The organism is Actinosynnema sp. ALI-1.44 (assembly GCF_001984155.1).
Lineage (GTDB): Bacteria > Actinomycetota > Actinomycetes > Mycobacteriales > Pseudonocardiaceae > Kibdelosporangium.
Window position 1 is genome coordinate 428,709 of the sequence record NZ_MTQO01000052.1, and the last position, 12,273, is coordinate 440,981.

Here is a 12,273-nt window from a genome sequence, read left to right on the forward strand (position 1 = left end):
GCTAGCAGGTGAGCTAGCGGACGTGAGGGCCAGGGAGGGTGCAGGTGCCGACGAATCAGCAACGCCGGGAGGCGGCCAAGCGCAAGCTGGAACGCCAGATAACCCGCAGGGCCGAGCGCGCCAAAAAGCGCCGGATAGTCGCCACCGCGCTCACTGTCGGTGGCGTGGTGGTGGTCGTCGGGCTGATCTATCTCTTGGTCGTGCTGAACAGCGGTGACAGCAACTCGACAGCCAACCCGCCGAGCGACACGCCGCAGGAGGCGAAGACCACCAGCGGGCCGTGCAAGTTCTCGTCGAACCCGGCCAAGCCGGCGTCCAAGCCGGTCGACGCGCCGCCGGACGTCGACCCGACGCCGAACGCGGGCACGGCGAAGGTCGCCATCAAGACCAACCAGGGCGACATCCCGCTGACCATCGACCGCGCCAAGGCACCGTGCACGGCCGAGGCGATCGAGCACCTGGTGAAGTCCAAGTTCTACGACGGCACCACCTGCCACCGCCTGGTCGGCTCGCCGAGCCTGAAGGTGTTGCAGTGCGGTGACCCGACCGCGCAGGGCTCCGGCGGCCCCGGCTTCGAGATCAAGGACGAGCTGGCCAGCCTGCCCAAGCCCGCCGCGGGCCAGGAGACCATCCCGTACCCGAAGGGCACGCTGGCGATGGCCAACGCGGGCCCGAACACCAGCGGCAGCCAGTTCTTCATGGTCTACGGCGACAGCCAGCTGCCGCCGAACTACACGGTCTTCGGCACGATCGACGCGGCCGGTCTGACCACGCTGGACAAGATCGCCGCGGGCGGCATCACCGAAGGTCAGGACGGTGCGCCCAAGAACCCGGTGAACATCGAGACCGCCACGGTTTCCTGACCCGCGTTCGCTTGGCAACCAATGTGGCCTTCGTTGCGTTTTTCGCAACGAAGGCCACATTGGTTGCACGGGGAGTGTCAGAGGCGACCAGTACGCTGGACGTATGTACCGGGAGTTCGAGCCTGCTCGGACCGACGCCGTGCGCTGCTTGTGGACGAGTACGAAGGTCGGAGCGCAGCGGGTCGTCCCGGACACGTGTGTGGACATCATCTGGAACGGCACCGACCTGCTCGTAGCCGGCCCGGACACCGAAGCGTTCGTCACCCAGTCCACCGGAACCGGCTTCGGTGTGCGGTTCCAGCCTGGGGTCGCGCCGGGGTTGCTGGGTGTCCCGGCGCACGCGATCGCGAACGCGCGAGTGCCGTTGGCGGAGTTCTGGCCGCATGACCGCGTGCAACGACTGCTCGACGAGGTGCACGGCGGCAACCCCGGCCAGGCATTGCTGAACTCGGTGCGGTCAGCCGAACCGGACGACTTCGCCGCACTGGTCACGCGGCTCGTCACCGACCACGACGTCCGGCACATCGCCGAGGACCTGGGCATCACCGAACGGCACCTGCACCGCAAGTGCCTGGCCACGTTCGGCTACGGACCCAAGACCCTGCACCGGATCATGCGGTTCTCCGACGCGCTGGAACTCGTCTACGCCGGGAAACCGTTCACCGAGGTCGCGTACGCGTGCGGCTACGCCGACCAGGCGCACCTGTCCCGCGACGTGAAGGCGTTGGCGGGCGCGACGCTCACCACGCTGGTTCAGGAAGCCGACGTCACCCTGTAGACGTCGTACACGCCCTCGACGCTGCGGACCGCCTTCAGCACGTGCCCGAGGTGTTTCGGGTCGCCCATCTCGAACGAGAACCGCGACACCGCGACCCGGTCACGGGATGTCTGCACCGACGCGGACAGGATGTTGACCCGCTCGTCAGCCAGCACCTTGGTCACGTCCGACAGCAGCCGGTGCCGGTCGAGCGCCTCGACCTGGATGGCCACGAGGAACACCGAGGACGCCGACGGCGCCCACTCCACGTCGACCAGCCGCTCGGGCTCGGCCAGCAACTCGTCGGCGTTGGTGCAGTCCGTGCGGTGCACGCTCACACCGCCGCCGCGCGTGACGAACCCGAGGATGTCGTCACCCGGCACCGGGGTGCAGCAGCGGGCGAGCTTGACCCACACGTCCGAGGCGCCCTTGACGACCACACCGGCGTCACCGGACGCGCGTCGGCGGGTGACGGTCGACGGGGTCGCGCGTTCGGCGAGCTCCTCCTCCGCGTGTTCGACGCCGCCGAGCAACGCGACCAGCCGCTGCACGACGTGCCGCCCGGAGGTGTGCCCTTCGCCGACGGCCGCGTACAGCGAGCTGATGTCCGGGTAGCGCAGTTCACGCGACAGCGCCGTCATCGCGTCCACCGACACGAGCCGCTGCATCGGCAGGCCGACCCGGCGGACTTCCTTGGCGATCGAGTCCTTGCCCGCCTCGATCGCCTCTTCCCGGCGTTCCTTGGCGAACCACTGCTTGATCTTCGCCCTGGCCCGCGGCGACGCGGCGAACTGCAGCCAGTCACGCGACGGTCCGGCGCCCTCGGCCTTCGAGGTGAAGATCTCGACGACCTCGCCGTTCTCCAGCTTGCGCTCCAGCGCCACCAGGCGGCCGTTGACGCGCGCGCCGATGCAACGGTGACCGACCTCGGTGTGCACGGCGTAGGCGAAGTCCACCGGCGTCGACCCGGCCGGCAGCGTGATCACGTCACCCTTCGGGGTGAACACGAAGATCTCGCGGGTGGAGAACTGGTAGCGCAGCGACTCGAGGAACTCACCCGGGTCCGCGGCTTCACGCTGCCAGTCGAGCAGTTGGCGCATCCAGGCCATCTCGTCGACCTCGACGCCCTTGCTGTCGTGGGTGCCGCGGGTCTCCTTGTAGCGCCAGTGCGCCGCGATGCCGTACTCGGCCGTGTGGTGCATGTCGTGCGTGCGGATCTGCACTTCCAGCGGTTTGCCGTCCGGGCCGATGACCGTGGTGTGCAACGACTGGTACACGCCGAACCGCGGCTGGGCGATGTAGTCCTTGAACCGGCCCGGCATCGGCTGCCACATGGCGTGCACGACACCCATCGCCGCGTAGCAGTCACGGACGTCCTCGACCATCAGCCGGACGCCGACCAGGTCGTGGATGTCGTCGAAGTCGCGGCCGCGCACGATCATCTTCTGGTGGATCGAGTAGTAGCGCTTCTGCCTGCCCTCGACCGTGCACTTGATCTTCGCGTCGCTCAGGTGCTTGTCCAGCTCCTCGATCACCGCGTTGAGGTACTCCTCGCGGGACGGGGCGCGGTTGGCGACCAGGCGGACGATCTCGTTGAACTTCTTGGGCTGCAGGATCGCGAACGCGAGGTCCTCCAGCTCCCACTTGACCGTGGCCATGCCCAGCCGGTGCGCCAGCGGCGCCAGCACCTCGAGGGTCTCCTTGGCCTTGCGGGCCTGCTTCTCCGGCGGCAGGAACCGCATGGTGCGCATGTTGTGCAGCCGGTCGGCCAGCTTGATCACCAGGACGCGCGGATCCTTGGCCATCGCGATGATCATCTTGCGGATGGTCTCGGCCTCCGCGGCCGTGCCCAGCTTGACCTTGTCCAGTTTGGTCACGCCGTCGACCAGGTGCGCCACCTCGTCGCCGAAGTCGGAGCGCAGCAACTCGAGCGAGTAGTCGGTGTCCTCGACCGTGTCGTGCAGCAGGGCCGCGACGAGTGTCGTGGTGTCCATGCCCAGCTCGGCGAGGATCGTCGCGACCGCGAGCGGGTGCGTGATGTACGGGTCGCCGGACTTGCGGCGCTGGTGGCGGTGCTTCTCCTCGGCGACGTCGTACGCCTGCTGCAACAGGCCCAGGTCGGCCTTGGGGTGCAGCTCGCGGTGCACCGCGGCCAGCGGTTCGAGGACCTGCTTGACCGGGGCCGCGCGCTGGGCGGTGATCCGCCGGGCCAACCGTGTGCGGACACGACGGGTCGCCGATGGTGGCCTGGGTACTGCCGCCTGTTCCGAGGTCGGCTTCAGGCTCGCCGCGGACTCCACGTCATGACTCACTCACACGCTCCCGCACATCACCAGAGCCGTCCGGGCCCCGACTGAGACCCGTGTATTGAGAGTAACGCGTTAGCCCTGGTAACCATGCCGTTTCGCGGCAGGCGGCCGTCCTCACACGGTGAGCAGCGTGTCGAGCTTCCGCCCGGCGAGTCGGTCCCGACCGCCCAGTGCGCCGATCTCCAACAACACTGTGATTCCCGCCACTTCGACCTCGGCGAGCTCCACCAGCTCGCACGCGGCCGCCGCGGTACCGCCGGTGGCCAGCACGTCGTCGATGACCGCGACCCGCTGGCCGGGCTCGATGATGCCCGCGGGGATCTCGATCTCGGCGGCGCCGTACTCGAGCGAGTACGCCGCCTTGCCGCCGACCACGGGCAGTTTGCCCGATTTGCGCACCGGGACGACGCCGAGGCCGCGTGCGTACGCCACGGCCGCGCCGAAGAAGAAGCCCCGCGCGTCGATCGCCACGATCGCGTCCACGTCGCCGGGCAGGGTGTTCGCCATCGCGTCGACCACGGCCTTGAACGCGGCCGGGGTGCCCAGCACGGGCGTGATGTCCTGGAACACCACGCCCGGCTCGGGGAAGTCGGGCACTCGCCTGATCAGGGCGAGTGCCTCGGTCAGTTCCATGTCAGTGCTTGCGCTTCCCGGTGGGCCGCTTGCCCTGCGGCTGGCCCTGGCGGCGCCGCTGTTCGGCGGCGCTCGGGTTGCGGACCGGCACACCACCGGCCGCGCTGAGCGCACGCTCCTTGCGCAGTTCGGACGCCAGCGACTCCTCGTCGAACGACTCCGGCTTGTCGCCGATGGCCGCACCGCTCGCACCGGCGGCCTTGGCCGCGATGTTGGCCCGGCGGGCCTGCACGCGCTTGGCCTGGGCCCGGAACTTCGGGTCGCGCATGGTGAAGTCCACCAGCAGCGGCGTGGCCAACGCGATCGACGACACCACACCGGCGACCATGCCGGCGATCTGCACCAACGCGAGGTCCTGCAGCGTGCCGACACCCAGGAGCACGGCACCGACCACGAACAAGCCGATGACCGGCAGCAACGCGATCAACGCGGTGTTGATCGACCGCATCAGGGTCTGGTTGACCGCGAGGTTGGCCGCCTCGCCGTACGTGCGGCGCGTCAGGCCGAGCAGGCCTCGGGTGTTCTCCTTGACCTTGTCGAACACCACCACCGTGTCGTACAGCGAGAAGCCGAGGATGGTCAGCAGACCGATCGCGGTCGCCGGCGTGACCTCGAACCCGACGAGCGAGTACACACCCGCGGTCACGATCACGTCGTGGAACAGCGTGATCAGGGCCGCGAGCGCCATCCGCCGCTCGAAGTACAGCGCGAGGAAGATCGTGACCAGCACCAGGAACACGACCAACGCGATCAGGGCCTGCTGGGTGACCTCGCCACCCCAGGTCCCGCTCACCGCGCTGTCGCTGACCGCGCCGTTGGGCTTGAGCTGGCTGGTCAGCGCGGCCTTCAGGCGGGAGATCTCGTTCTGGTTGAGCGTTTCGGTGCGGATCTGGATGGACGCGGTGCCGCCGACGCCGACGCTCTGCGTCGACTCCGGCAGTGTGCCGAGGGTGTCCTGGTAGACCTTCTGGACCTGCTCGGTGGTGATGGTCCCGTTGGCGCCGGTGGCGTCGAGCTGGATCTTGGTCCCGCCCTCGAAGTCGATCCCGAAGTTGAAGCCGCGGAACACGATCGACGCGAGGCACACCAGGACGAGCGCCGAGAAGAAGATGTACAGCCGCTTGCGCTTGCCGACGATGTCCAGCGCGCCGTTGCCGGTGTAGAGGCGCTGGAAGAACGACCCCTGCTTGGTGGGGGCCTGCTTGGCGGGGGTTGCTGGCTGAGTCGTGTCGTCGCCGGCCACCTCAGGCCTCCTTCACTGTGGGACCGGTGCCGCCCGCGGCCGACTTCGACCGTTCCGCGGCGTGACTCTCGCGGTGCGCCGCACCCAGCCCGACGAGCTTGGGGTTGGACAGCCGCTTGGACTTGGAGACGATCGCGACGAGCGGGTGCGTCACCAGGAACACCACGATCAGGTCGAGCACCGTGGACATGCCCAAGGTGAACGCGAAGCCCTTCACCTGGCCGACCGCCAGCAGGTACAGCACCGCGGCGGACAGGAAGAGCACCGCGTCGGCGGACAGGATGGTGCGGCGGGCACGGGCCCACGCGCGTGGTACGGCCGACCGGAATGTTCGGCCTTCCCGCATCTCGTCCTTTAGTCGTTCGAAGAACACGACGAACGAGTCGGCGGTGAACCCGATCGCGACGATCAGACCGGCCACACCGGCCAGGTCGAGGCTGTAGCCGATGACCCGGCCGAACAGCACGATGATCGCGTAGACGATCGCGAACGACAGCACCAGCGACAGGATCGTCAGCACGCCGAGCAGGCGGTAGTAGAACAGGCAGTAGATGAACACGAGGCCGAGGCCGATCGCGCCCGCGATCAGACCGGCCTGCAGCGACGCGAGGCCCAGGGTCGCGGACACCGTCTCGGCGTCGGACGACTGGAACGACAGCGGCAGCGAACCGTACTTCAGCACGTCGGCGAGCGCGGTCGCCGAGCGCTGGTTGAAGTTGCCGCTGATCTCGGTGTTGCCGCCGGGGATCGGGCCCTTGATCTCGGGCGCCGAGACGACCTTGGTGTCGAGCACGAACGCGGCGCGCTTGCCGACGTTGGCGGCGGTGAACTTGGCCCAGATGTCCGCGCCCGTGCCGTCGAAGGTCAGGTTGACGACGTAGCCCGCGCCCTGGGAGTTCGGGCCGGAGGTGGCGTCGCTGATCTCCTCGCCCTTGAGGAAGACCTTGCTGAGCACGTACTTCTCGGCCTTGTCCTGGTCGCAGGCGACCAGCGGGAGGTTCGGGTCGTCGTTGCCGACCAGCGGGTCGTCGGCCTCGCAGTTCAGCGACGCCAGCGCGGTCTGCATCGCGTTCGTGTCGGGCTGCTGCGCGGTGCCGCCGTCCTCGGGGGTGGCCAGTGCCGGGTTCTGCCGGATGTCACGCGCCTGCTTGATCTGCGCGGCGACCTCGGGGCTGACCGAGCCGGAGTTGTTGTTGCCGGACGGCGGCGCGGGCTGCTGCGAGCTCGGCGGCGGGGTGCTCGGGCTGCTGGGTGTGGTGCTGCCGCTGGGCGGCTGCTGCTGCAACTGGGGCGCGGGGCGGCCCTGCGGCTTGTTGTTGCCGGACGCGGGTGGCTGCGCGGTCTGGCTGCCCGAAGGCGGGGCAGGCGGCTGGCTACCGGACGGCGGCGGGGGCTGGGTCCCGCTCGTCGGCGGCGTCTGCGACGCCGGGGGCTGCTGCGGCGTGTTGGGGACCGCCTCGATCACCTTGCGGAAGCCGAGAGTCGCGGTCTGGCCGAGTTCCTTGGCCTTCTCGCCGCCGTCACCGGGCACCGTGATCACGATGTTGTTGCCGTCAAGGACGATCTCGGCACCGTTGATGCCCTGGCCGTTGACGCGCGTCTCGATGATCTGCCGTGCCTGGTTGAGCGATTCCTGGCTCGGCGCGTTGCCGTCCAGCGTTCGCGCGGTCAGCACGACCCGGGTGCCACCCTTGAGGTCGATGCCCAGCTTGGGGACCGGTTTGTGGTCACCCGTGCCGAACACCAGCCCGTAGAGGACGGCGATGATGGCTATGAAGAAGGCGAGATAACGAACGGGGCGGAAGTGCCCAGCCGATGGTGCCACGTCTGTCCGTCTCTCTATGCGTCACTAGTGGGGTAGCGGGCTTTCTTTGTTCATGACGCTGCGCCCGCACCCGATGTCGATCGGGTGAGGGCGCAGCGTACCGCGAAGGCGATGAGGTTGGTGTTTCCCCAGCGCTTGGTTTGACGCGGTCAGCTCTTCTTGGTCTGCTCGAGCGGCGGCGCGACGTCGGCGGTGGACTTCGGCGTCTCGGAGGCGACGGTCTTCTCGTCGTCCTTGGTCTCCGCGATCGAGGCGACGGTCTCGTCGTCGTCCTGGATCGGCTCGTCGACGACGTCCTCGCTGACCTTCTCGCGGATCGCGGCACGCAGCCAGGTGGTCACCACGCCGTCGGCGATCTCGATGTCGACCGTGGCGTCGTCGGCGGTGTTCGCGACGTAGCCGTACAGGCCCGACGTGGTCATCACCTTGTCGCCGACCTCGATCGAGTTCTGCAGTTCCTGCTGCTGTGCCATCGCCCGCTTCTGCTTGCGGCTCATCAGCACCATGGGCACGATGAGCACCGCGATCAGCAGAAACGGAAGCAGTGACCCGATGTTCATTTCTCTCCGTTCGGTGGACATCCCGTTGGAGTGGAAATGCCCGATTGTTCTGGTTTCCTGCCGCCGAGTGTGCCACCAGCGCGTTACGCCCAGGCATCCAGCCTGTGCGCGCGGTCACTCACCGAACAGCGTAGGCGCCGCTTGACCTGGTGCGTCGCTCGGGGCTTGCAACCCGAGGTGCGCCCACGCGGTCGCTGTCGCCACTCGGCCACGAGGAGTTCTTGCCAGCATGCCAGCACGTACCAGGTACGGCTCGCACACTTCCTCCACGGTAGTTGACTCCTCCCCCACGGCAACAGCCAAAGTCGAAATACCGACCGGTCCGCCGCCGAACGACCTGACCAGCGCGTTCAACACGGCCCTGTCCAGCCGGTCCAGGCCGAGTTCGTCCACGTCGTAGACCTTGAGCGCGGCGTGGGCGACGTCAACTGTGACCGCACCGTTAGCTCGGACCTCCGCGTAGTCGCGCACACGGCGCAACAAGCGGTTGGCGATCCGAGGTGTGCCGCGTGACCTGCGCGCGATCTCCACCGCGCCGTCCGGCCGCAGGTCGACGCCGAGAATCGTGGCCGAGCGCGTGAGGACCTGCTCGAGCTCGTGCGGCTCGTAGAACTCCATGTGCCCGGTGAAGCCGAACCGGTCGCGCAGCGGGCCGGTCAGCACGCCGGACCTGGTGGTGGCGCCGACCAGGGTGAACGGAGCGATGTCGAGCGGGATGCTGGTGGCGCCCGGCCCCTTGCCGACCACGACGTCCACCCGGAAGTCCTCCATCGCCAGGTACAGCATCTCCTCGGCGGGCCGGGCGATCCGGTGGATCTCGTCGATGAACAGCACGTCGCCCTCGACCAGGTTGGACAGCATCGCGGCGAGGTCGCCCGCCCGTTCGAGGGCGGGGCCGGAGGTGATCCGGATCGCGCTGCCCAGCTCGGCGGCGATGATCATGGAGAGGCTGGTCTTGCCGAGTCCGGGCGGGCCGGACAGCAGGACGTGGTCAGGCGGGGAGCCACGCCGCATGGCGCCTTCGAGCACGAGTTCCAACTGCTCACGGACCCGCGCCTGGCCGACGAACTCACTCAGCCGCTTCGGCCGCAGCGTCGCTTCGACGTCGCGGTCCTCCGGCTCCGCCAACGGGGAGAGCGCGTCCTCGTCGTGCACGTCGCGCCCCTATCGCTTGCGGCCGAGGACGGCGAGGGACTTGCGCAGCACAGCGGCGGTGTCGGCGGCGGAATTGTCCGCGAGCACGCCGTCCACGGCCTGCTCGGCGGCGCGCTGCGCGAACCCGAGACCGACGAGGGCCTCGACCACCGAGCCGCGCACGGCACTGGCCGACGGCGCGGCGGGCGACTCGCCACTCGCCCACGAGCCGACCTTGTCGCGCAACTCGATGATCAGCCGCTCGGCGCCCTTCTTGCCGATGCCGGGGACCTGGGTCAGCATCGCGACGTTGCCCTCCGACAACGCGCTGCGCAGCTTGTCGGGCTCCAGGACGGCGAGCATGGCCAGGCCGAGCCGGGGCCCGATGCCGGAGACGGTCAGCAGCATCCAGAACAGGTCGCGGGCGTCGGTGTCGGCGAAGCCGTACAGGGTCAGCGAGTCCTCGCGCACGATGAGCGCGGTGTGCAGCTGCGCCTCCTCGCCGCGGCGCAGCGTCGCCAGGCAGGACGGCGCGGCCTGCACCGCGAAGCCGACTCCGCCGACCTCGATCACGGCGTGGTCAAGGCCGACCGACAGCACCGGCCCGCGTACCGACGAGATCACCGCGTTACTCCTTTTGCTTTCCTGGCTTCGGCTATCCGGGCTTTGTGCACCTTGGCCAGTTCGGCGGCGCGCTGCTCGGCCTCGGCGAGCCGCGCGCGCATCGGCGCGCGCCAAATGTGGCAGATGGCCAACGCGAGCGCGTCGGCGGCGTCCGCCGTGCCTGGTTTCTCCTGCAGTTTGAGCAGACGCATGACCATCGCGATCACCTGCGCCTTGTCCGCGCGGCCCGAGCCGGTGACGGCGGCCTTGACCTCGCTGGGCGTGTGGAAGTCGACCTTCAGGCCGCGCCGCGCCGCCGCGACCGCGACGACGCCGCCCGCCTGCGCCGTGCCCATCGCGGTCTGCACGTTGTACTGGCTGAACACCCGCTCGACCGCGACCACGTCGGGTTTGTACAGGTCCAGCCAGCCTTCGACGGCGTCGGAGACCGCCAGCAGCCGCTGCGCCAGCTCGGCCTCGACGGGCGTGCGGACCGTGTCCACCGCCACGCAACTGACCTTGCGACCGGTCCCACCGTCGACCACGGCGATACCGCACCTGGTCAGGCCCGGGTCGACACCGAGCACCCGCACACCATCACCCCTAAGAACGCTTGTTCGAGAGCGTAACGGGTGGTGTGCGTGGGCACGCGCAGGACACGCTTGTGGATGATGGGACCGTGACGCCCGAAGAGATCATCAAGGCGCTGGACCTGCGACCGCTGCCGGTGGAAGGCGGTCTGTACAAGGAGAACCTCAACGGCCACCCGCACGCGTCGGCGATCTACTACATGCTCGTCGCACCGCAGGTCTCCCGGCTGCACAAGCTCGAGCACGTCGAGATCTTCTCGTACCACGCCGGAGCGCCCGCCCGGATGCTGTTGCTGCACCCCGACGGCGCGGTCGAGCGGCCGGTGCTGGGAATGAACCTGGCCGACGGCCACCGCCCGCAGGTGGTCGTGCCCGCCGGGACATGGCAGGCGACGGAGACGCTGGGCGAGTGGAGCCTGCTCGGCACTTTCATGGCACCGCCGTACAACGACGACAGTGTGGCGTTCGCCGAGGCAGGCCCCCTCGCCGACGCCTATCCCGCCGCGGCCGGGGACATATCGCGCTTGGCCTGACGGCGTTCGGCGCGCCGGTCGAGCCAGCTCAGCCACGGCGCGGTCATCATCGTCGTCACGATGGCGACCAGCACCAGCACGCTGAACAGCGCCTGGGTCACGATGCCGACCTGCAGACCGACGTTCAACGCGATCAACTGCATCAGGCCGCGGGCGTTCATCAGCACCCCGACCCGCAGGGCGACCGGGTTCTGCTCGCCGGTCAGCCGTGCGGCGGCCCAGCAGGCGCCGAACTTGCCGATCACCGCGACCGCGATGCTGCCAAGGGCGAGCAGCATCAGCGGCACGGTGAACAGCAGGCCGAACGACGTGTTCAGGCCGGAGTAGGCGAAGAACAGCGGCAGGAACACGACCTTGGTGACCGAACTGATCGAGTTGACGACGCGTTCGGCCACTTCGCCACGGGGGAAGACGAAGCCGAGGCAGAACCCGCCGAACACGGAGTACAGCCCGATCAGGTCGGTCCACCACGCGGCCGCGAACAGCGCGACGGCCGTGGTCAGCACGAGGTGCTCCATGCCGATGCCGGGCCTTGCCATGACCCAGGCGAGAGCGGGCCTGCCGACGAACCAGACCACCAGGACGAACAGCAGCGATCCGCCCGCTGTCACGAGGATCTTGTTGGGGTCGCCTGTGGCGAGACCGATCGTCAACGCCAGCAGGACCCATGCCACGCCGTCGTCGAGCGCCCCCGCCGCCAGCGACAGGGATCCCTGCCGGGTATGGGTCAGGTTGCGTTCGCTGATGATCCGCGCCAGCATCGGGAACGCGGTGATGGCCAGCGTGACGCCGACGAACAACGCGGACACACCGACAGGCACGCCGTCCTTGAGCGCGCCGGTGTGTCCCTGAGTCAGCAGGATGAGCGCGACGCCGAGGAGCAGCGGTGCGGTGACACCGGCGAGCGACACCGCACCGGCCGGGCGGCCGAGGCCTTGGGGCTTGTGCGAGGCGAACCGGTGGCCGACCTCGAACATGAACGCGACCAGCCCGATGTGGCTGACCACGTACAGCATCGGCCGGACGGCGTCAGGGAACAGCCAGTCCTGCGCGTCGGGCAGCAGCAGCCCCAGCAGCGACGGGCCGAGCAGCACGCCCGCGATCATCTCGCCGACGACCGGTGGCTGCCCGATCCGGCGGGCGGCCAGCACGACCAGACGGCACGTGATCAGGATGACGACAGCGGCGAGGAAGAACCGCGCGGTGGTGGTGGCGATGTCCAT

At 68.8% G+C, this 12,273-nt stretch carries 12 protein-coding genes; 3 read left to right on the forward strand and 9 right to left on the reverse strand.

Annotation, left to right across the window (positions count from 1 at the left end; genetic code table 11):
- Positions 1-44 precede the first annotated feature (44 nt).
- Together ALI144C_RS39915 and ALI144C_RS39920 are read left to right on the forward strand one after the other, a co-directional pair.
- On the forward strand, positions 45-863 hold the full coding sequence (locus ALI144C_RS39915) for a peptidylprolyl isomerase (RefSeq protein WP_076992810.1): 819 nt from the start codon (positions 45-47) through the stop codon (positions 861-863).
- A gap of 103 nt (positions 864-966) precedes the next feature.
- The gene (locus ALI144C_RS39920; protein WP_076992405.1) at positions 967-1,641 is read left to right on the forward strand and encodes a helix-turn-helix domain-containing protein; all 675 of its coding nucleotides are present in this window, start codon (positions 967-969) and stop codon (positions 1,639-1,641) included.
- Here ALI144C_RS39920 and ALI144C_RS39925 read toward each other — a convergent pair.
- The 8 genes from ALI144C_RS39925 to ruvC all read right to left on the reverse strand — a co-directional run bounded on the left by ALI144C_RS39925 (position 1,617) and on the right by ruvC (position 10,520).
- The gene (locus ALI144C_RS39925) at positions 1,617-3,932 is read right to left on the reverse strand and encodes a RelA/SpoT family protein (protein WP_076992406.1); all 2,316 of its coding nucleotides are present in this window, start codon (positions 3,930-3,932) and stop codon (positions 1,617-1,619) included. The genes ALI144C_RS39920 and ALI144C_RS39925 overlap by 25 nt on opposite strands.
- 111 nt (positions 3,933-4,043) lie before the next feature.
- Positions 4,044-4,562, reverse strand: a complete 519-nt coding sequence (locus ALI144C_RS39930) for an adenine phosphoribosyltransferase (RefSeq protein ID WP_076992407.1) — start codon at positions 4,560-4,562, stop codon at positions 4,044-4,046.
- Between the two features lies 1 nt (position 4,563).
- A complete protein-coding gene (gene secF, locus ALI144C_RS39935) occupies positions 4,564-5,805 on the reverse strand; it encodes a protein translocase subunit SecF (protein WP_076992408.1) in 1,242 nt (413 codons plus the stop codon).
- A gap of 1 nt (position 5,806) precedes the next feature.
- Positions 5,807-7,630 (reverse strand): protein translocase subunit SecD, encoded by a 1,824-nt coding sequence (gene secD / locus ALI144C_RS39940; RefSeq protein WP_076992409.1) that lies wholly within the window; start codon positions 7,628-7,630, stop codon positions 5,807-5,809.
- Positions 7,631-7,779: 149 nt separating this feature from the next.
- Positions 7,780-8,190: a preprotein translocase subunit YajC gene (gene yajC / locus ALI144C_RS39945; protein WP_076992410.1), complete on the reverse strand. Its 411-nt coding sequence runs from the start codon at positions 8,188-8,190 to the stop codon at positions 7,780-7,782.
- A gap of 114 nt (positions 8,191-8,304) precedes the next feature.
- Positions 8,305-9,345: a Holliday junction branch migration DNA helicase RuvB gene (gene ruvB / locus ALI144C_RS39950; protein ID WP_076992411.1), complete on the reverse strand. Its 1,041-nt coding sequence runs from the start codon at positions 9,343-9,345 to the stop codon at positions 8,305-8,307.
- A 9-nt stretch (positions 9,346-9,354) separates the two neighbouring features.
- Positions 9,355-9,948 carry a Holliday junction branch migration protein RuvA gene (gene ruvA / locus ALI144C_RS39955; protein ID WP_076992412.1) on the reverse strand — a complete coding sequence of 198 codons (594 nt, stop codon included), beginning with the start codon at positions 9,946-9,948 and terminating at the stop codon, positions 9,355-9,357.
- Positions 9,945-10,520, reverse strand: coding sequence for a crossover junction endodeoxyribonuclease RuvC (gene ruvC / locus ALI144C_RS39960; protein WP_076992413.1), 576 nt, complete (start codon positions 10,518-10,520; stop codon positions 9,945-9,947). The genes ruvA and ruvC overlap by 4 nt, the downstream gene beginning before the upstream one ends.
- A gap of 86 nt (positions 10,521-10,606) precedes the next feature.
- Between ruvC and ALI144C_RS39965 the strand changes: the two genes are divergently transcribed.
- The gene (locus ALI144C_RS39965) at positions 10,607-11,050 is read left to right on the forward strand and encodes a cupin domain-containing protein (protein WP_076992811.1); all 444 of its coding nucleotides are present in this window, start codon (positions 10,607-10,609) and stop codon (positions 11,048-11,050) included.
- Here ALI144C_RS39965 and ALI144C_RS39970 read toward each other — a convergent pair.
- A complete protein-coding gene (locus ALI144C_RS39970; RefSeq protein ID WP_076992414.1) occupies positions 11,011-12,273 on the reverse strand; it encodes a cation:proton antiporter in 1,263 nt (420 codons plus the stop codon). The genes ALI144C_RS39965 and ALI144C_RS39970 overlap by 40 nt on opposite strands.